Below are 19280 nucleotides of genomic sequence, written 5' to 3'. Positions count from 1 at the left end.
GGATGATCGCCGGCTACACGTCCGGATGATGGACGGCTACACGTCCGGACGATGGACGGGCTACACGTCCGGCGGTAGTCGTCGGCCTTGGCCGACGCGGGCCGCGACGTCGTCATCACCATCCGCGAGATGGCGAGACGCGTGCCCTCGGTCGTTCGCGACCTCCTGGCCGGGCAGGAGCACCAGCGCGAACAGGTACGCCAGCACCGTCGCGAACGCCACGTACGCCGTCGCCGGGCCGTGGGCCGTGTACCCGAGCGCTCCGAGCGACACGCCCTCGAGCAGCGTCGTCACGACCCGGCGCGCCAGGCTGCCCTCCGGTGCGTACAGCGCGTCGAGCACCACGTGCTTGAGCACGAAGGCCGACAGCAGCACCACGCCGAGACTCTGCATCGCGCGGGCTCGCGTCGGCACCGCCGCGAGCGTGTTCAGGAGCATCAGCAGGAAGAACACCGAGGCCAGCACGCTCAGCAGCCCCGTGTCGGGCGCCAGGGCCGTGAACACCTGCGCCGACCCCAGGAGCAGGGCGACGAGCACCACGGCGCCGTTGGCGTTGGCCAGGCCGGTGCGGTGCGGGCCGACCAGCATCCACGGGGCCAGTACGCCCGTGCGCACGAGCACGCCGACCTGCAGCACCGCGAGCACCAGCGCCATCGGCGACGGCGGCACGAAGCGCCAGGCCCCCGTGACCACGTCGGAGCGGAACCCACCGCCGGTAGCCACGGCCACCAGCAGCAGCGGCAGGACGAACGCTTCACGCGTCACCAGGCGCGACCAGGGAGTGGTCATCGGCGCTTGCGCAGCACGCGCAGGGGGTTGAAGTCGGAGGCGTCGCGGCGCAGGCCCTGCTGCAGTTCGGCCTTGAGTTCGTCGGCCGTGTGCATGTCGAGCGACGGGTCGTCGACGCGCAGCGACCCGCCCGGCGCGAGCGCGATGGCCCGGTTCACGGCCGCCAGGCCCTCGCCGAAGAGCGTGTCGTCGCTGTAGACGCGGCCCCAGCCCTGCCGGTAGTAGCTGTATGCGATGTAGAACTGCGTGAGCGCGTGCCGCGTGGCGGGGTCGGCGCGCTGGAAGGCGGCCCGCGCCTCCTCGAACTCGTCCTGCCTGAAGAACTCGCGCCCCTGGTCGAAGTCGGCCTGGTTGATCTGGTAGGCGCCCACCGACGCGGCCACGCCGCCGGTCAACTGCGCGAGGCTGGCCGGCTGGTGCACGAACAGCCACCCGAGCGCGATCAGCGCGCCGACGCTGGTGGCAAGGCCGGCGCCGCGCACGAGCGGCTCTCGCATCGCCGCGGTGGCCGTCATCCGACGAACACCACGTGCACGACGCGCGGGCCGTGGACGCCGCGGGTGAGGGTCATCTCGATGTCGGCCGTGCGGCTCGGACCGGTGACGACGACGACGTTGGCGGCCTGCCGGAGGAGGTCCGGCTCGGCCGCGAAGAGGGCGCCCAGCGTGGCATGCAGCCGTGCCACCTCGACGATCGCCACGTGCACGGGCGGCAGCAACGACACCAGCCGCCCGCGCCCCTCGCCATGCACCAGCGCGAGCGAGCCGGTGTCGGCAAGTGCGGCGTGCGCCCCGGTGATGCCGACGACCGCCGCGTCGAGGCGCCGGTAATCCTCGTCGCGGTCGACCTGCGTGGTGCCGACGACGGCGTCGAGCCTGCGGGCGCCGCGCGCCTCGACGTACGCCGGCACATCGGGCAGCGCCAGGTGCGCCCCATCCCAGGCGACGAACGCGCCAGGGCCCTGCTGGTCATGCGCGCGCCAGTCGGGGGCCTCGAGGTAGCCGAGCACGACGTCGGCCGCCTCGCCGGTCGAGCCGGCGCGGGACACGCGGCCGCCGACTGCCTCGATCGCCGCGGTGAACTGCGCAATCGTCGCGTCGAGCCCCTCGGGCATCGGAGCCGTGGCAAACGCACCGGGGTGAGGGACCTGCCGCGTCGGCGCGAGCCGCTCGAAGAACTCGCCGGGGAAGATGTCGTGCGTCATGCGCGCCCCTCGCGGCGCCGCCGCTCGGTGAAGGTCTCGGCAGCCATCGGCGGGAAGTGGCGATGGCGCGTCCACCCGGCGAGCGGTCCCGGCAGGCGATCGAACCCGCGGGGGCCGAGCCATCGCGAGACGCGGCGCACCACGGCCGAGGCGGCGCGGAACAGGCGCGGTCGCGTCGCCACCATGCGGAACACGCGCAGGCCGTCACCGACCCACCGCGGCGTGTGCCCGCCCTCCTCGGCACGCGCGCGCAGGGCGAGCAGCATGCGCGGGATGTCGATGCGCACCGGGCAGGCGTCCTTGCAGGCGCCGCACAGGCTGCTGGCCTGCGGCAGGTCGGCCCACGGCTCGAGCCCGAAGGCGCCGGGGGTGTAGACGGCGCCGACCGGGCCAGGGTAGACGCTGCCGTACGCGTGGCCGCCGATCTCCTGGTACACCGGGCAGACGTTGAGGCAGGCGCCGCACCTGATGCAGTACAGGATCTCCTCGAGCTCGGTGCGGAGCATCTGCGACCGGCCGTTGTCGACGATGACGACGTGCAGTTCGGAGGGGCCGTCGGGATCGTCGGCCCGGCGCGGGCCGGTGATCACGTTGGTGTAGACGGTGAGCGCCTGCCCGGTCCCGCTGCGCGCGAGGACGCGCAGCGCCACGGCCAGGTCGGCTGCCGTGGGGACAATCCGCTCGATGCCGAGCAGCGCCACGTGCACCCGCGGCACGGTCGTCGACAGGCGGCCGTTGCCCTCGTTCTCGACCAGGCACAGGCTGCCGCTCTCGGCGACGGCGAAGTTGACGCCGCTGATCCCCAGGTCGGCGGCGAGGAACTCGGCGCGGAGCCTGCGCCGCGCGAAGGCGGTCATCTGCGGGATGTCGGCCACCTCGGCCTCGGTGGCGCCCAGCTCACGCTGGAAGGTCGCCGCCACCTGCTCCTTCGTCTTGTGGATGATCGGCGCGATGATGTGCGACGGCACGTCGTGATCGAGCTGGATCACGTACTCGCCGAGGTCGGTCTCGACCACGCGCATGCCGGCCGCCTCGAGCTCGGCGTTGAGCGCGATTTCCTCGGACACCATCGACTTGCCCTTGACGATGCGCTTCGCGTCGTGGCGGCGGGCGATGTCGACCACCAGCCGCGTCGCCGTGGCGGCATCCGGGGCGAAGTGCACGTGCGTGCCGTTGGCGCGCGCGGCCTCGACAAACTGCGTCAGGTAGCGGTCGAGATGCGCGATGGTGTGCGCGCGGATGAGGCGCGCGTGGTCGCGCGCCTGCTCGCCGTCGGGGATCACCGCGATCGCCTGACGGCGCGCCGTGACCATGCGGGGCGTCGCGCGATCGAGCGCCGTCTGCAACTGCGGGTCGTCGAGCGCCTGGCGGGCCCGCGCGTAGAAGGGGAGCGGCGAGACGTGGCTCACCGCAGGCCCCCGGCGATGACGTCGGCCACGTGCTGCACCTTCACCGCCTGGCCCTTGCGGTCGAGGCCGCCCTGGATGTGCATGGCGCAACTGACGTCGGTGACCACGACGGTGTCGGCGCCCGAGGCCGCGATCTGGCGGCACTTGCGATCGAGCATGGCGCCGGAGATGTCGGGCAGCTTCACCGCGAACAGGCCACCGAACCCGCAGCACGTGTCGTGCTCGGGGAGGGGCACCACCGCCGCGCCCGCGACCCCGGCGAGCAGGGCCCGCGGTTGGGCGTCGATGCCGATGCCTCGCAGGCCGTGACAGCACGCGTGATAGGCCAACGTCCCCGTGGTGCCCGTGCCGGACACTCCTTCGACGGCGCTCGGGGCCAGTCGGGTGACGCCGAGCACGTCGACCAGGAACTGCGTGAACTCGTAGGTGCGCGACGCGACCGCAGCGGCCCGCGCGCTCCAGTCCGGATCGTCGGCGAGCAGGGCGGGCGCCTGGTGGACCAGCATGTCGGTGCAGGAACCCGACGGCACCACCACCGGGGCCGGATCCCGCTCCAGCAGCGCGATGGTGTGCCTGGCCATCGCCGCAGCGTCGGCTCGCGCGCCGGCGTTGGCCGCCGGCTGACCGCAGCAGGTCTGGTCGCCGGGCACGATCACCTCGAGACCCTCCCGCTCGAGCACCCGCACTACGGCCGCGGCCGTGTCGGGGGAGAAGTGGTCCACCAGGCAGGTGACCAGCAACTGCACCCGTGTCGGCCGCCCCCCGGGCGTTCCCGCGACGCGTTCCATGCCGCGATTATGGATCGGCAGTGAGACGGCCTTCGTCATTGGGCCATCGGCCTTCGCCCCGTGCTTCTACCTTCCCCCCTTCTTCCTTCTGCCCCTCCGGCATTCGGCATTCCGGCATTCCGGCATTTCTGGGTACGATCCCCCCGTGACCGACACTGCCACGCCGTTCCGCTGGGGGATCCTCGGGGTCGCCCGCATCAACCGTTCCCTCGTGGGCCCGCTCGCCTCCAACGGGCACCAACTCCTCGCGGTGGCCTCACGCAGCCTCGCACGGGCCAAGACCTATGCCGACGTGCAGGGCATCCCGCGTGCCTACGGCAGCTACGAAGAACTCCTCGCGGACCCGGAGATCGACGCCGTCTACATCCCGCTCCCGCACTCGCTGCACGTCGAGTGGGCGGTGAAGGCCGCCGAGGCCGGCAAGCACGTGCTGGTGGAGAAGCCGGTGGCGCTCGAGGGCGCCGGCGTGCGCACGCTGCAGTCGGCCGCCCGCACGCACGACGTGGTGATCACCGAGGCGTTCATGTACCGCCACCACCCGATCGTCGCCAAGGCGCGCGAGCTGACGCACGATGGCACCATCGGCCGCCTGCAGGGCGTGCGGGGCACCTTCTCGTTCGCCCTCGACAGGCCGGGCGACACGCGCCTCGACCCCGAGTACGGCGGCGGCAGCCTCTGGGACGTGGGCTGCTATCCCGTCTCCTTCGCGCGCACCATCGTCGGCGTGCGCCCGGTCTCGGTGCAGGCGGCGGCCAACTGGTCGCCCGCCAAGGTGGACCTGTCGTGCTTTGCCCAGATCCTGTTCCCGGACGACGTGGTGGCGCACGTGCACAGCAGCTTCGAGTCGCCGTTCAAGACCGAGATGGAGATCATCGGCAGCGAGGGGCGGCTGCTGATCCGCCGGCCGTTCAAGCCGGAGACCAGCGAGACCATCGAGGTGATGACCGCCAAGGGCACCACGACCGTCACGGTCGAGGGGCCCGCGCTCTACCAGGGCGAGGTGGACGACGTGCGGGCCGCGGCCCGCGAGGGCCGGCCGCCGCTGGTGACCCTCGACGAGAGCCTCGACAACATCGAGACGCTCGTGGCGATCCTCAAGGCCGCCCGCAACGGCAACACGGTTGACGTCTGACGTGTGACGTCTAACGTTTGACGTCTAACGTATGACGTGTGACGTGTGGCGCTTTCCTCGTCATCAAACGTCAAACGTCACACGTCATACGTCAAGAGCGTCAGGGCGCTTCCACGGCCTGGCGGCCCTCGCCACGGAAGCGTGAGAGGTCGACCATCGTCTCGCGGTCGCGGAGCGAGCGGTGGTACTCGATGCGCGGGCGGTCATCGGTCAGGATGGGGCCCTTGCCGACGAAGGCGCGCATCGCGTCGGCGTTGCCGCTGAACTGCCCGAGCAGCGCGTCGTAGGTGCCGAGGCCGACGGCCGAGAGGGCCGCGGCGGTGCGCGGATCGGCGAGCTTGCGCGCGAAGGCGGCGCGGCTCACCGTGAGCGGCCGCCTGCTGCCGGCCATGAGCGTGCCGCCGTTCCACAGCGTCGCGTCGGGGAAGACCTCGAGGAACGTCCGCATGATGAGGTCGTATTCCTCCTTCGGACGATGCCCGATCCACTGCAGCATGATCCCGTCGTCGTGCAGCACGGCGCGAGCGAGTTCGAAGTACTCGCGCGAGTAGACCAGGCCGGCGCCGGCGTGCTGCGGCTGGATGATGTCGGCGGTGATCACGTCGTACCGCTTGCCGGTCAGCGCGAGGTAGTTGCGGCCGTCGGAGACGCGCAGGTGCACCGAGGGCTGCCGCAGCACGTCGTTGTTGACGTGCGCGAACCGCGCCGCGCCCTTCACCACGCTGTCGGAGAGCTCCACCACGTCGACGTCGAGGCCCGCGTAGCGGCTGACGGCGCCGGCCGTCACGCCGCCGCCCAGGCCGATCACCAGCACGTCGTGAGGCGCCGGGTGCAGGGCGAGCGGGAACAGGCCGATCTGCGCGTGCACCTGCACCATCGAGAAGGAGTCGTTGGCCTGGTGCAGGCCGTCGAGGTACATCACCTGCGTGCCGCCGGGCGCCCGGTTCACCGAGACCGTCGTCTGCACCCCTTCCTCGCGCCACAGCACCCGCTCCCCGCGCGGGTAGCGCCGTCCGATGGTCACGTCGAACAGGTCCGGCTGCACGCGCACGATCTGCGCGCAGGCCAGCGCCGCCACCACCGCCGTCGCCAGCAGGCGGCCGCGATGCTGGCCTCGCGTGGACAAGGCGATGCCGCTCGCCAGGTAGAGCCCGGCGGCCAGGGCGAGGCTGTTGCGACTGCCCATGAGTGGCAGCAGCACGAAGCCGCCCAGCACCGCGCCGCTGATGGCGCCCGCCATGTTGATCCCGTACGCGACTCCCGTGCGCCGCGCCACGTCCCGTGCGGCGCCGCCGCCCTCGCCCGTCCACACGCGCAGGCCGACGGGGAAGGCCAGGCCCATCAGGATGGCGCTCGGCAGGATCGCGACCACTGACGCCTGTATGGCACCGGACGTGCGCCAGCCCGCGGCGTAGCTGGTGGCCAGGGCGAACAGGGACGCCAGCACGGCCAGGGCGGTTGCCAGGTTCAGTCGCGACAGCGTGCCCACCCAGTCGCGGTCGCGCCCCAGCAGGCGCGACGCGATCGCGCTCCCCGTCGCGATGCCCCCGAGGACGGTGGCGAGCATCGTCGTGAACGCGTACGTCGTGGCCGGCAGGATCAGCACCAGCATCCGGAACCAGATCACCTCGAGGGCGAGAGAGGCCAGGCCCGAGAGGAAGAAGTACAGCAGCACGAGCTGCGCCGTGGTCCCCGTGGCGGCCGGGCGCGACGTCACGTGGTCGTCGATCGTCGGCGACGAAGCGGGCTCGGGCGCTGTGCCTGACGCGGCCGGCTGTCGCGTCGACAGCCACCACGCGCCGGCTGCCACGACCGCGTTGAGCGCCGCGGCGACCAGGAACGTGCCGCGCAGCCCGATGCCGCCTATCAGATAGAATCCGGCCAGGATCGCGCCCGTGATCGCCCCCCCGGCGTTGACCGCGTACAGCAGGCCGACGCGTGAGCCGACGTGATCACGTCCCACGGCCGCGCGGACGACGAAGGGCAGCGTCGCGCCCATCAACGCCGTCGGGACGAGGAGGATCACGGCCGAGCACGCGAGGCGCGCCACGGTGAGGGCCAGCATCGTGTCGGGAACGGCTCGTGCCACACCGGCGTACAGGTGCTGGGCCGCCCCGAGGAGCCACGGCGTGACGAGCGCGGTTGCGCCGATGCCGGCCTCGATGCCGGCAAACCACAGCAATGGGCGCCGGGAGCGGTTCGCGATGCGGCCTCCCGCAACGCTGCCCAGCGCGAGTCCGCCCATGAAGCTGGCCAGCACCGTGCTCGCCGCGTAGGCGGTGACGCCGAACACGACCGAGAGCAGGCGCAGCCACAGCACCTGGTACATGAGGCCGCTGATGCCCGACAGGAAGTACAGTGCGGCCACCACGCGCCACGGCGCTTCGTCAGCCCGAGCAGATTCTGCACGCATGAGTCGGCGTCATCATACACGACCCGTTCGGTCGCCAATGCTCGACGATGGGCAGGAAAAGGCCGAGTACGTCTCGGGGCAGGTGGAGCGCGTCACGTTCCACGACCCGGAGGGTGGCTTCTGCGTCCTGCGCGTGGCGATGCGGGGGCGGCGTGAGCCCGCGACGGTCGTCGGGCATGCGGCGCAGGTCGCTGTCGGCGAGCACGTCCACGCCACGGGGGCGTGGGTCCATGACCGGACGCACGGACAGCAGTTCAAGGCCGACTGGATCCGGATCTCGCCGCCCGACTCCCCTGAGGGCATCGAGCGCTACCTGGGTTCGGGCCTCATCAAGGGCATCGGCCCGCACCTGGCGCGGCAACTCGTCGAGGCGTTCGGCACCGGCGTGTTCGACGTCATCGATCGCGAACCCGATCGACTGCTCGACATCCCTGGCATCGGCCGGGTGCGGGCGCGTCGGATCGTCGACAACTGGCAGGGGCAGCGCGCGGTAAGGGAGATCATGGTCTTCCTGCACACGCATGGTGTGAGCACCAGTCGTGCCGTCCGTATCCACCGGACGTACGGCGCGGAGGCCGTGCAGGTGCTCACCGAGGATCCGTACCGCCTCGCGCGCGACATCCGCGGCATCGGCTTCCTGACGGCGGACCAGATCGCGCGCAAGGTCGGCGTCCCCGCCGACGCGATGAGCCGCCGCCGGGCGGCGCTGCAGCACGTGCTGGGCGAGGCCGTGGATCAGGGACATTGCGCCCTGCCGGCGACGGAACTGCGCGACCGCACCGCCGCCCTCGTGGAACTGGCCGCACCCCTGATCGAGGAGGCGCTGGTGCTCGAGGTCGATTCGGGGGCACTGGTGTCCCTCGACATCGACGGCACGCCGGCGCACGCGCTCGCCTCGTTGGATGCCGCCGAGCGCACCGTCGCCGACCGATTGACGTCGCTGGCCGCTCGCCCCCGCCCCTGGCCCGACATCGACGCCGAGCGGGCGGTCCCGTGGATCGAAGGGCGCCTCGGCCTGGCCCTCTCGGCCAGCCAGCGCGTGGCGGTCACCGAGGCGCTGCGGTCGCGGTTGCTGGTCCTCACCGGCGGGCCGGGGGTCGGCAAGACCACCGTGTTGCGCGCCATCCTCGGGATCCTCATGGCCAAGGGCGTGCGGCCGCTGTTGGCGGCACCGACCGGGCGCGCGGCCAAGCGGATGACCGAGGCCACCGGCCTCGAGGCGAAGACCATCCACCGGTTGCTGGAGATCAACCCGCAGGACGGCCGTTTCCGTCGTCGCCCCGGCAACCCGCTCGAGGGCGACCTGCTCGTCGTCGACGAGTCGTCGATGGTCGACGTCGTGCTGATGGCGCACCTGCTGCAGGCGGTGCCCGAGTCGATGGGCATGCTGCTGGTGGGCGACGTCGACCAGTTGCCGTCGGTGGGGCCCGGGCAGGTACTCGCGGACGTGATCGCCTCCGGACGGGTGCCCGTTGCGCGACTGACCGAGATCCACCGCCAGTCGGCCGAGAGCCGCATCGTGCTGGCCGCGCACGCCATCAACGCCGGACAGATGCCGGCGTTCAGCCAGGCGGGGCAGGGCGACTGCTTCTTCGTCGAGGCCGCCGATCCGGAGCAGGCCAGGCAACGACTCCTGCAGGTGGTCTCCGAGCGCATCCCGCAGCGCTTCGGCCTCGATCCCGTGCGCGACGTGCAGGTGCTCTGCCCGATGAACCGCGGCGGCCTCGGCGCGCAGGCCCTCAACCAGGAACTGCAGCGGCTGCTGAACCCGCACGGCGCGCCGACCATCGAGCGCTACGGCCAACGCTTCGCGGTCGGCGACAAGGTGATGCAGATCGAGAACGACTACGACAAGGAGGTCTACAACGGCGACCTCGGCGTCGTGCGCGCGATCGCCGTCGACGACGAGACGATGACCGTGGAGTTCGACGGGCGCGCGGTGACCTTCGACTTCGGCGACCTCGACCGGCTCGTGCTGGCGTACGCGACGACGGTGCACAAGGCGCAGGGCTCGGAGTATCCGGCCGTCGTGATCCCGGTGACGACGCAGCACTACCCGATGCTGCAACGTCACCTGCTGTACACGGGCGTCACCCGCGGCAAGCGCCTCGTCGTGCTCGTGGGGCAGTCGCGGGCGCTCGGGATTGCCGTCCGGGGCGGGCAGTCGCGTCGTCGCTGGTCCCAGCTCCGCGCCCTGCTCCAGCGGTAGGCGCGGGCCACTGCCGGACACCGGCGCCCGGCCCCCGACGTCGGGGGCCCGGTCGTCCGCCCTTGACGCGCCGGTGCGCATGGAGGACGCTCGTCGCATGGCGATCCTCTGCGCCGTCGACTTCTCGTCGCCGTCGGCACTCGCGCTCACGGCCGCGTCTCGCATCGCGTCCACGTTCAAGCAACCGCTCACGATCCTCACCGTGGCCGATCCGCTGCTGGCGGCGGCCGAACAGATGCAATCGGGCACCGACGCGATCGCGGTCCTCACGGGGGCGCTCGCCGAGTTCGTCGACGAGACCCTGGGAGCCGGCGCGTCCACCGCGCACCATCTCCTGGTGACCGCCGGCGATCCCTCCAGCCAGATCCTCGACCGCGCCGAGGCCCTCGGCGCCGACCTCGTGGTGCTGGCGACGCAGGGCGCGAGCGGCGTGGCCAAGTTCGTGTTCGGGTCGGTTGCCGAGCGCGTGCTGCGCACCAGCCATCGCCCGGTCCTGGTGGTGCCGCCGGCGGTCGCCGACGGCCCGATGCGCACGCTCGGCGCGATGCAGGAGGTGCTGGCGCCGATCGACTTCCACGAGCACGCCGAGGCCGACGCCCGCCTGGCTCACCGGGTGGCGCGCGCCAGTCACGCCCGCTTGCGGCTGCTGCACGTGATCGGCGGCGGCGACGCGACGCGGTGGACCGTGCTGCGGCAGTCGATCGCGACGCAGTTCGAGGAGTACCTCGGCGGCAGCCGTGCCCGGCAGGAGGAGAGCGCGCGGGCGGCACTGGAGCGCCTCTCCGAATCGCTCGGTGGCACGCCCGGACCGACGCTGGAGGTGGTGGAGGGGCCGGCCGCCGAGCAGATCGCCAAGGTGGCCGAGCGCGCCGACGTGGACCTCATCGTGCTGGGATTGCGCGGCGAGCCGGGCTTGCTCGGCGCGCGCGTCGGCGCCGTGGCCTATCGCGTGCTGTGCGCGTCACCGGTCGCCGTGCTGGCCGTGCCGCACGAGGCGCGCGGGCGCGCCCTGCCGTTCCTGGATTGACCGTCGGACTCACTCCAGGCGTACGCGCGCGGGCTCACTCCCGCCGTAGGCGTCGGGCTCACTCCCGCCGTAGGTGTGGGCTCACTCCAGGCGTAGGCGTCGGGCTTGCCCGACGCGCAGTGAGGCGTCCCTGACCGTCGCCCAAGGGCGACGGCTACATCTCCAGGCGGCGGCGACATCTCTCCAGGCGGCGGCGACATCTCTGCAGGCGGCGGCGACATCCCTGCAGGCGACGGGGACATCCGTGCCGGCGACGGCGAGATCGGATGGGCGCCCCTCAGTGTGTGCCGAGGGGGCTGTGGTCACGCTGCTTCACGAAGGTCGCGATCTCGGTGGCGAGGACGTCGGCGCGTCCGTTCGTCTCGATGACCCGGGCGCGCCCGGCGGCAGCCAGGGCCTGGCACACCGGGACCGTGGCCGTGCCCTGCGCATGCGTGACGCAGAGCGTCGGCCTGTCGAGATCGGCCACGGCGACGTGCGTCGACCAGTCGGCCGGGCTCATCGCCCGCAGCGGCAACGCCGGAGGCTCGACCTCGAAGAACGCGGTCGGCCCCGGGTCGACCAGCACGACACCGGTGATGCGGCGCGTCGGCGTCATCATCTCGCCCACCACGGCGATGGTCTCCGCGCCGAACTCCCGTCCCCCGATGTACACGGGCAGGCCGGTGGTAGCGAGCGCATCGGTGAGGCGCTGCAGCTCCAGCGCGACGTCGCGGGGCGACCGCCGCTGCCAGAACGACCGCAGCGCGTCGATGCCGACCACGTGCACGCCCTGATCGGCGAGCTGATGCGCGAGCGCCTCTTCGGGCTGTCGCCAGCCACGCGCCGACGACAGCAGCACCAGCATGGCCCTGGGCTGCGACGACCACGCCGCCGTGAGCGGCAGGTCGAAGTGCTGCAGCCAGCGCTGGATGGGCGTGATCTCGTGCGGCGGCTCCTGCGTGGCCGCGGCGAGCGCCTCCTCGAGCGGCGAGCGCAGCGCCTGTGGTGTCGGCGCGAACCGCCACGCCGCCGGCGGCTCGCCACGCCTGTCGATGGCCTCGCAGGACACCGGCACGGTGGTGGCCTCCGCCCCGACGGCCACCGCAGCCGGCACGGCTTGCAGGGGCGCCGCTGCCACGACGGCGCGCGCCACCGGCAGGGCGCCCGCGGTACTCACGATCACGGGGCGCAGGTAGGCGGTGAGGCCGGCGTCGCGCTGGGCGCGGCGCGAGATGTCTTCCAGTTGGTCGGCGAGGCGCCGGCACGTGTGGGCGCGCCCGCCCTCGAGTCGCGTCGTGTCGACGTCGACCAGCAGCACGTGCCAGGGCACCGCCTCGGCGAAGGCGGCGCGCTCGGCCTCCGACCCCTGGCGATGGAGCCAGAGGACCACGCCGGTCGGCGTGGCCCGCGGCACCAGGACCTGCGTGGTGCCGAGATGGGGGAGATCGAGATGGACCGCGCGCGCGCCGAGCCGCCCACCCGGGGCGCTGCGCAGGTCGTCGCCCAGGCCGACGCTCGCCGCGAGCGTCAGCGCGCAGCCGGCGACGAGTCGCCGGGCTGCTTCCCGTGAGGGCGAGGGAACATCAGGCATGCCGACCGATTCAGGCTAGCACGCCTCCCCCCTGCGCCCGTTCGGCGCGCGGGCGACCGGACAGCTTGGCGAACAGCGTGAGTGCCTGCGCTGTCACCTGGTCCATGTTGTAGTACTTGTAGGTGCCGAGCCGGCCCACGAAGTGCACCCCGGGCGTCGCGTCGGCCAGCGCCTTGTACTGCTGGTACAACGCGGCGTTCTCCTGCCGTGGCACCGGGTAGTACGGATCGCCCTCGGCCTGCGGGTACTCGTACACCAGCGTGCTCTTCGGGTGGACCTGCCCGGTGAGGTGCTTGAACTCGGTGACGCGCGTGTACGGCTGCTCGTTCGGGTGGTTGATCACGGCCACCGGCTGCACCTGCGGCACGTCGTGGGTCTCGAACGCGAAGCGCAGCGACCGGTACGGCAGGCGGCCGAAGCAGTACCCGAAGTACTCGTCGATCGGTCCGGTGTAGATCACCTCGTCGAACGACACCTCCTCGGCGATCTCGGCAAACGTCGTGTTGAGCATCACCTTGATGCCGGGATGGTCGAGGATCCGCTCGAACATCCGCGTGTAGCCGTGGCGCGGCATCGCCTGGTACGTGTCGGTGAAGTACCGGTCGTCGCGGTTGGTCCGCACCGGGACGCGCGCGGTGACCTGCGCGTCGAGCTCTGACGGGTCCATGCCCCACTGCTTGCGCGTGTAGTTGCGGAAGAACTTCTCGTACAGCTCCCGCCCGACGCGGTTGACGATCACGTCCTCGGACGTCTTCACCTGCTCGCAGCGCTCGGCCGCCGCGCTGAAGAACCCCTCCACGTCGTAGGCACTGAGCTTCAGCCCGTAGAGCGTGTTCACCGTATCGAGGTTGATGGGGATCGGCAGCAACTGGCCGTCCACCGACGCGCGCACCCGGTGCTGGTAGGGCCGCCACTCGGTGAACTGCCCGAGGTAGTCGAAGACCTCCCGCGAGTTGGTGTGGAAGATGTGCGGCCCGTAGCGGTGCACGAGCACGCCCGCCTCGTCGTGGTGGTCGTACGCGTTGCCGGCGATGTGCGGGCGCTTGTCGATGAGGAGCACGCGCTTGCCGGCGACGCGCGCCATCCGCTCGGCCAGCACGCTCCCGGAGAAACCTGCCCCGACGATCAGGTAGTCGAATGCCATGGCGACCTCAGGCAGCCGGACCGGCGGCGACGGTGCCGACGGGGGCAGTGGCGACGGCGCGACCCTGCGAGGCGCGACCCATGCGGCGTGCCGCCGCGCGGACGAGCGCGTGCATGCCCTGCCATGTGCGGTCCCACGAAAGGTCCGCGAGGAACGCGTCGGCGCGGGCCACGTGCGCCGCACTTCGCGACGGCGCGATCCCCTCGACCGGATCACGCAGCGCCTCGGCCAGCGCCTGGTCGATCGCCTCGGCGAACGCCTGCGGATCGTCGGCGATGCGCGCCAGCTGCTCGGTGCCGTACGGGTGCACGACGTCGGTGATCGAGGTGGAGACCACCGGACACCCGGCCGCGAGGTACTCGGGCGTCTTGGTCGGGCTGATGTACCGTGTCGCGTCGTTGCGCGCGAAGGGCAGCATCGCCACGTCCCAGCCCGCGAGGTAGGCCGGCAGCTCCTCGTAGCGCTTCATGCCCAGGTAATGCAGGTTGGACGCTGTGGGCAGCGAGGCCGGATCGATCTTCACGACCGGGCCGAGCAGCACGAAGTGGTACTGCGGTCGCAACTCCGCGAGGCGGCCGATCAACTCGATGTCGAGGCGCTCGTCGATGACGCCGAAGAAGCCGACGCGCGGCCCGGGCGTCGCGGCCTGATCCGGCGGTGGCGCCAGCGTGCCCGACCGCGCGCGCATGAAGTGCGACTTGTCGACGCTGCTCGGGAAGGCGTGCACCGCCTCGTGCTGATGCTTCTTGGCTTCGTACAGGCTCACGCCGCCGGTGAACACGAGATCGGCGCGCTCGAGCAGCTCCATCTCGAGCCGGCGCAACGCCGGCGGCGCGCCCTTGAACAGCGAGAGTTCGTCCATGCAGTCGTAGACGACGACACCCGCCGCGAGCGTGCGCGTGAACGGCAGCGCCATCGGCGTGTAGTACCAGAGGAGCGGGCTGTCGAAACGCTGCTCGCGCCACCAGGTGGCCAGCAGCTCGCGCTGCCGGCGGCAGCTCGCCTCCGGATCGAGCCCGGCCGGCAGGAGCGGCACGACGACCGAGAGACGGTCCGACACGGCGCGAACGTCCAGTCGTGGCTCACCATCGGTCTCGCGCGGTTCCTCGACGAACCACACCCGGCGGTCTCGTGAGGCGCGGCTCAGCAGGTGCTGCGGTCGCTGCCAGACGAAGTCCCAGCGCAGGTGGGAGAAGCAGATCAGATCCGAGGAGGCAGGGGGATTCATGCCGTCCCCCCTTTTCAACATGTGTGCCGCCGGCCGCCGACCAGCACTGCCGTGGCTGGGACGGCGGACCGGCCCCGTCCTCGTCGTATCAGGACGCTACCGGGCGCACACCACGGCGACAGCTCATCGACGACTCACGCCGCGTGTCGCCCGCTGGATGTCGTCCAGAGGGAACTTCGGGGTCCGGTCGGCGGACAGGAGCCCGTTGGCTTCCTGATACGTGTCGGCGAACTGTGTGTAGCAGAATCCTGCGAATATCCGCGAGTCGTGCACCGCCTGCACGAGTTCGGCGTAGCGGGCCTGCAGCGCTTCGCCCGTGTCGCAACGCGAGTAGCCCCAGGTCCGCTGCTCGGCCGAGCAGGCGATACCGCCGAACTCCGACAGCACGATCGGGTGGTCGAGATTGGCGTGCCCCTCGAGCACGAGCACACGTCCGCCCGGACGTTCCTTGCGGAAGAGCCGCGGCACGATGTCGTCGGAGTGATAGCGCGCGCGCAGTCGCTGCGGATCGGCGTCGTAGTCGTGGATGCCGACGAGATCGGTGGCGCTGCTCTCCCATCCGTCGTTGCCGATCACCGGCCGGTGCGGATCGATCGTGCGCGTCAGGTGATACAGCGCCTGCACGTAGTGACGATGCGACGGGTTGTCGGGCAGGTTGGGCACACCCCACGACTCGTTGAACGGCACCCACGCGACGATGCACGGATGGCTCCGATCGCGGGCGAGCACGTCGAGCCATTCGCGGGTGAGGCGCTCGACCGAGACCGACGTGAAGCGATAGGCGCTCGGCATCTCCTCCCAGACCAGCAAGCCGAGGCGGTCGGCCCAGTACAGGTAGCGCGGCGCCTCGATCTTCTGGTGCTTGCGGACACCGTTGAAGCCCATCGCGCGAGCCAACTCGACGTCGCGCTGCAGGGCCGCGTCGTCGGGGGCCGTCGAGCCACTGTCGGGCCAGTAGCCCTGGTCGAGCACCAGGCGCAGGTAGTACGGCCGTCCGTTGAGCACGAACCGGTCGGCGCTGACGGCGACCTCGCGAAGCGCCGTGTAGCTCTCGACGACGTCGACGCGCTCGCCCGCGACGGTGCGGAGTTCGAGCGTGACGTCGAGCAGGTGCGGCGACTCGGGGCTCCACAGCAAAGCGTTGCGCGAGTCGTCGATGCCGGGGTCGGAGAAGGCGATCCGACGCGACAGCTCGTCGCCGGTCACCTCGTAACAGTCGCGCGCGAGGAGGCGCTCGCCCGACATGATGGTCACCTCGAGCTGCAGCGGCTCGGACAGGTCGCCGCCGAACCAGCACTCGAGGTGGAGATCCCACGCGACGAGGCTGGGCGTCCAACGGAGTCGCTGCACCCAGGCGCGCGGTACACGCTCGAGCCAGACCGACTGCCAGATGCCCGTCGTGCGCGGATACCAGATGGAGTGGGGCTCGAGCAGCCAGTCCTGCTTGCCGCGCGGCTTGGCCAGATCCAGCGGATCGTCGTCGGCCCGCACCACCACCGTGACCGGGCGTCCCGCGCGCATCGCCTCGGTGATGTCGCATTCGAACGGCGTGTAGCCCCCCTCGTGCCTGGCGACCGGGCGATCATCGACCCAGACGGTGGCGCGGTAGTCGACGGCCCCGAAGTGCAGGAAGACCCGGCCGTCGCCCGGATCCCAGGGCTCGAGCGTGCGGCGGTACCAGCAGCGCGCCAGGAAGCCGGTCTCGTGGATGCCACTCGCGCGCGTCTCCGGCGCGAAGGGCACGACGATGGTGCGTCCCGCCCAGGTGACATCGGGCGGCGTTCGCCAGCGGGCCTGCGGATCGGCCACGAACTCCCAGGGCCCGTCGAGCGAGCGCCAGGAGTCGCGGCGGAGTTGCGGTCGGGGATAGCCGTGGAGCGCGTCAGTCGAGGACCGGGAGTCAGACACGCGGCCCAGCCATCCAAATTGGATGCCGAACGGCCAGGGGAGGGCGGCGGGTCCGCGCCCTCCCTCAGTCTTCCCGCGCCCAGTCGCGGGCGCGGGCGACGGCGCGGGTCCACCGCCGGTAGCGGCGGTCACGCTCGTGCTGGTCGATCGTCGGCGCGAACTCGCGGTCGAGCGCCCAGTTGCGACGCACGTCTTCGTAGTCGTTCCAGTAGCCCACGGCCAGTCCGGCCAGGTACGCGGCGCCGAGGGCAGTGGTCTCGCCGACGGCCGGACGACGCACGGGCACGCCCAGCAGGTCGGCCTGGAAGTCGAGCAGGTGGGTGTTGACGGTGGCGCCGCCGTCGACCTTCAGGCTCGACAGCGTGATGCCCGAGTCCTGCTGCATGGCGTCGAGCACGTCGCGCGTCTGGTACGCCATCGACTCGACGGCGGCGCGGGCCAGGTGCGAGGCGGTGGTGTTGCGGGTCAGGCCGATGATGAGGCCGCGCGCGTACTGGTCCCAGTACGGCGCGCCGAGGCCGACGAACGCGGGCACGAGCAGCACGCCGTCCGAATCGGTCGACTCGAGCATCAGGCGCTCGACGTCGGCCGAGGTCGGGATCAGCTTCAGCCCGTCGCGCAGCCACTGCACGACCGCTCCGGCGATGAACACCGCGCCTTCGAGCGCGTAGGTCACCTCGCCGTTGCGCTGCCAGCCCACCGTGGTGAGCAGCCCGTGGCTGGACGGCTTGGGCGTCGCGCCCGTGTTCATGAGCAGGAAGCAGCCGGTGCCGTACGTGTTCTTCGCGCTGCCCGGCTCGAAGCACGCCTGGCCGAAGAGGGCCGCCTGCTGGTCGCCGGCCGCGCCGGCCAGCGGGATGGGCGCACCGAAGATCTCCGGCCGGGTGTGGCCGTACACCTCGCTGTTGCTGCGGATGGCCGGCAGCATCGCGCGGGGTACGTCGAGCAGCGCCAGCAACTCGTCGTCCCAGTCCAGCGTGTGGATGTTGAACATCAGCGTGCGCGAGGCGTTGCTGACGTCGGTGACGTGCACGGCGCCGCCCGAGAGCCGCCACAACAGGAACGTCTCGATCGTGCCGAACAGCACCTCGCCGCGCATCGCGCGGGCCCGCAGCCCCTCGTGCGTGTCGAGCAGGTGCTTGACCTTCGTACCCGAGAAGTAGGCGTCGACGACCAGGCCCGTCTTCTCGCGGATCATCGCCTCGTGCCCCTGCTGCTTGAGGCGATCGCAGATGCCCGCACTGACGCGGCTCTGCCACACGATCGCGTTGGCGACCGGCTTGCCGGTGGCCTTCTCCCAGAGCACGGTGGTCTCGCGCTGGTTGGCGATGCCGATGGCGGCGATGTCGGCCGCCGTCAGCCCGGCCGTGGCCATGGCCTCCTTCGCGACGGCGATCTGCGACGACCAGATCGCCTCCGGATCGTGCTCGACGAGCGCCGGCCCCGGGAAGATCTGCGGGAATTCCTGCTGCGCGGAGGCGACGACCCGCCCGTCACGGCCGAAGACGATGGCGCGGCTGGACGTGGTGCCTTGATCGAGGGCGAGGATGTAGGACATGAGGACGCTCACGGCCTTCGGCATCCAGCCGTCGGCCTTCGGGGTCGGGAGTCGGGAGTCGGGAGTCGGGAGTCGGGAGTCGGGAGTCGGGAAGGCTCGCGCGCTACTCGACGCGGCGCGCCGGATCGCCGATGCGGTTGGTGTGCGCGGGGTGGTGCGCGCGGATCAACAGGTCGTAGACGGTGCCGCCCAGCACGGCGCCGATGCAGGGCGCCACGACCGGCACCCACCACCAGCCGTTGCCGGCCGTGAAGACGCCGCCGCCCCAACCGGCGAGGGCCGTGAAGAGGCGCGGACCGAAGTCGCGCGCCGGGTTGATCGCATAGCCGGCGTTGGCGCCGAATCCCATGCCGATCGCCATCACCGTGAGGCCGACGAACACCGGGGCGAGCGACGCCGCCGGAGGCGCGTTCCGCTCGTCGCTGATCGCGAACACCATCGCCACGAGCAGCGCCGTGCCGACGATCTGGTCGATGACGCCGCCGAGGATCGACAGGTACGGCGCGGGATAGGTCGCGAAGATGCCCGCCGTGCCATGCGGGCCGAGCACCTGTCGCATCCCGCCGTCGAAGGCCGTGATCGCCTCCCGGTAGGTGAGGTACACCACCGCCGCGCCGACGAACGCGCCGAGCAGCTGGGCGACGACGTAGGGGCCGACCTTGCTCCACGGGAAGCCGCGCCGGACGGCGAGCGCCAGCGTGACGGCGGGATTGAGGTGCGCGCCGCTGACCCCTGCCGAGGCGTACACGCCGAGGATCACGGCCAGTCCCCAGCACAGGTGGATGCCGAGGGGACTGCCGGCCGCGCCGCCGCTGGTCACCGTCTGCGCGACGACGCCGAGGCCGAAGGTGAGGAGGAGGGCCGTGCCGAGGAATTCCGCGAGGGCTTCACGCATCGT

15 protein-coding genes are annotated in these 19280 nt (G+C 71.5%); 3 read left to right on the top strand and 12 right to left on the bottom strand.

All coding sequences use genetic code 11. The features are described 5' to 3' along the window. Positions 1 to 60 precede the first annotated feature (60 nt). The 5 genes from TBR22_RS18245 to TBR22_RS18225 are packed head-to-tail and all read right to left on the bottom strand — an operon-like array spanning position 61 to position 4190. Positions 61 to 789: a hypothetical protein gene (locus TBR22_RS18245; protein WP_239489280.1), complete on the bottom strand. Its 729-nt coding sequence runs from the start codon at positions 787 to 789 to the stop codon at positions 61 to 63. Then, complete coding sequence (locus TBR22_RS18240; protein ID WP_239489279.1) at positions 786 to 1304, bottom strand: hypothetical protein; 519 nt, start codon at positions 1302 to 1304, stop codon at positions 786 to 788. Before TBR22_RS18240 ends, TBR22_RS18245 begins: the two co-directional genes overlap by 4 nt. Continuing rightward, positions 1301 to 1993 carry a lactate utilization protein gene (locus tag TBR22_RS18235; RefSeq protein WP_239489278.1) on the bottom strand — a complete coding sequence of 231 codons (693 nt, stop codon included), beginning with the start codon at positions 1991 to 1993 and terminating at the stop codon, positions 1301 to 1303. The genes TBR22_RS18240 and TBR22_RS18235 overlap by 4 nt, the downstream gene beginning before the upstream one ends. Beyond that, positions 1990 to 3402 carry a LutB/LldF family L-lactate oxidation iron-sulfur protein gene (locus TBR22_RS18230; RefSeq protein ID WP_239489277.1) on the bottom strand — a complete coding sequence of 471 codons (1413 nt, stop codon included), beginning with the start codon at positions 3400 to 3402 and terminating at the stop codon, positions 1990 to 1992. The genes TBR22_RS18235 and TBR22_RS18230 overlap by 4 nt, the downstream gene beginning before the upstream one ends. Then, positions 3399 to 4190: a (Fe-S)-binding protein gene (locus TBR22_RS18225; RefSeq protein WP_239489276.1), complete on the bottom strand. Its 792-nt coding sequence runs from the start codon at positions 4188 to 4190 to the stop codon at positions 3399 to 3401. The genes TBR22_RS18230 and TBR22_RS18225 overlap by 4 nt, the downstream gene beginning before the upstream one ends. 145 nt (positions 4191 to 4335) lie before the next feature. Between TBR22_RS18225 and TBR22_RS18220 the strand changes: the two genes are divergently transcribed. Further along, a complete protein-coding gene (locus tag TBR22_RS18220; RefSeq protein WP_239489275.1) occupies positions 4336 to 5322 on the top strand; it encodes a Gfo/Idh/MocA family protein in 987 nt (328 codons plus the stop codon). A 100-nt stretch (positions 5323 to 5422) separates the two neighbouring features. Here TBR22_RS18220 and TBR22_RS18215 read toward each other — a convergent pair whose 3' ends face one another. Beyond that, a complete protein-coding gene (locus TBR22_RS18215; RefSeq protein ID WP_239489274.1) occupies positions 5423 to 7735 on the bottom strand; it encodes a fused MFS/spermidine synthase in 2313 nt (770 codons plus the stop codon). Positions 7736 to 7772: 37 nt separating this feature from the next. Here TBR22_RS18215 and TBR22_RS18210 point away from each other — a divergent pair, with 37 nt between their 5' ends. Both TBR22_RS18210 and TBR22_RS18205 read left to right on the top strand, forming a co-directional pair. Next, on the top strand, positions 7773 to 9944 hold the full coding sequence (locus TBR22_RS18210; RefSeq protein ID WP_239489273.1) for an ATP-dependent RecD-like DNA helicase: 2172 nt from the start codon (positions 7773 to 7775) through the stop codon (positions 9942 to 9944). 97 nt (positions 9945 to 10041) lie between these two features. After that, on the top strand, positions 10042 to 10971 hold the full coding sequence (locus TBR22_RS18205) for a universal stress protein (RefSeq protein ID WP_239489272.1): 930 nt from the start codon (positions 10042 to 10044) through the stop codon (positions 10969 to 10971). Between the two features lie 277 nt (positions 10972 to 11248). Here the strand turns inward: TBR22_RS18205 and TBR22_RS18200 are convergent, their stop codons facing one another. The 6 genes from TBR22_RS18200 to TBR22_RS18175 all read right to left on the bottom strand — a co-directional run bounded on the left by TBR22_RS18200 (position 11249) and on the right by TBR22_RS18175 (position 19277). Beyond that, positions 11249 to 12544, bottom strand: a complete 1296-nt coding sequence (locus TBR22_RS18200; protein WP_239489271.1) for a virulence factor — start codon at positions 12542 to 12544, stop codon at positions 11249 to 11251. A gap of 10 nt (positions 12545 to 12554) precedes the next feature. Then, complete coding sequence (gene glf / locus TBR22_RS18195) at positions 12555 to 13688, bottom strand: UDP-galactopyranose mutase (RefSeq protein WP_239489270.1); 1134 nt, start codon at positions 13686 to 13688, stop codon at positions 12555 to 12557. A gap of 7 nt (positions 13689 to 13695) precedes the next feature. Beyond that, positions 13696 to 14916 carry a glycosyltransferase family 1 protein gene (locus tag TBR22_RS18190; protein WP_239489269.1) on the bottom strand — a complete coding sequence of 407 codons (1221 nt, stop codon included), beginning with the start codon at positions 14914 to 14916 and terminating at the stop codon, positions 13696 to 13698. 123 nt (positions 14917 to 15039) lie between these two features. Then, the gene (locus TBR22_RS18185; protein WP_239489268.1) at positions 15040 to 16824 is read right to left on the bottom strand and encodes a glycoside hydrolase family 2 protein; all 1785 of its coding nucleotides are present in this window, start codon (positions 16822 to 16824) and stop codon (positions 15040 to 15042) included. Positions 16825 to 16888: 64 nt separating this feature from the next. Beyond that, positions 16889 to 18382 carry a glycerol kinase GlpK gene (gene glpK / locus TBR22_RS18180; RefSeq protein ID WP_239489267.1) on the bottom strand — a complete coding sequence of 498 codons (1494 nt, stop codon included), beginning with the start codon at positions 18380 to 18382 and terminating at the stop codon, positions 16889 to 16891. 103 nt (positions 18383 to 18485) lie between these two features. Then, the gene (locus tag TBR22_RS18175) at positions 18486 to 19277 is read right to left on the bottom strand and encodes an MIP/aquaporin family protein (RefSeq protein WP_239489266.1); all 792 of its coding nucleotides are present in this window, start codon (positions 19275 to 19277) and stop codon (positions 18486 to 18488) included. Positions 19278 to 19280: the final 3 nt, after the last annotated feature.

The sequence above is a fragment of the Luteitalea sp. TBR-22 genome, from assembly GCF_016865485.1.
In the GTDB taxonomy this organism is placed as follows: Bacteria; Acidobacteriota; Vicinamibacteria; order Vicinamibacterales; family Vicinamibacteraceae; genus Luteitalea.
The sequence above is the reverse complement of the archived record's forward strand: the minus strand, read 5'-3'. Positions and strand labels throughout refer to the sequence as shown.

Coding starts and splice junctions, on each gene's coding strand:
- TBR22_RS18245 (WP_239489280.1), bottom strand. CDS start 789: ATGACCACTCCCTGGTCGCGCCTGGTGACGCGTGAAGCGTTCGTCCTG.
- TBR22_RS18240 (WP_239489279.1), bottom strand. CDS start 1,304: ATGACGGCCACCGCGGCGATGCGAGAGCCGCTCGTGCGCGGCGCCGGC.
- TBR22_RS18235 (WP_239489278.1), bottom strand. CDS start 1,993: ATGACGCACGACATCTTCCCCGGCGAGTTCTTCGAGCGGCTCGCGCCG.
- TBR22_RS18225 (WP_239489276.1), bottom strand. CDS start 4,190: ATGGAACGCGTCGCGGGAACGCCCGGGGGGCGGCCGACACGGGTGCAG.
- TBR22_RS18215 (WP_239489274.1), bottom strand. CDS start 7,735: ATGCGTGCAGAATCTGCTCGGGCTGACGAAGCGCCGTGGCGCGTGGTG.
- TBR22_RS18210 (WP_239489273.1), top strand. CDS start 7,773: ATGCTCGACGATGGGCAGGAAAAGGCCGAGTACGTCTCGGGGCAGGTG.
- TBR22_RS18205 (WP_239489272.1), top strand. CDS start 10,042: ATGGCGATCCTCTGCGCCGTCGACTTCTCGTCGCCGTCGGCACTCGCG.
- TBR22_RS18200 (WP_239489271.1), bottom strand. CDS start 12,544: ATGCCTGATGTTCCCTCGCCCTCACGGGAAGCAGCCCGGCGACTCGTC.
- glf (WP_239489270.1), bottom strand. CDS start 13,688: ATGGCATTCGACTACCTGATCGTCGGGGCAGGTTTCTCCGGGAGCGTG.
- TBR22_RS18190 (WP_239489269.1), bottom strand. CDS start 14,916: ATGAATCCCCCTGCCTCCTCGGATCTGATCTGCTTCTCCCACCTGCGC.
- glpK (WP_239489267.1), bottom strand. CDS start 18,382: ATGTCCTACATCCTCGCCCTCGATCAAGGCACCACGTCCAGCCGCGCC.
- TBR22_RS18175 (WP_239489266.1), bottom strand. CDS start 19,277: ATGCGTGAAGCCCTCGCGGAATTCCTCGGCACGGCCCTCCTCCTCACC.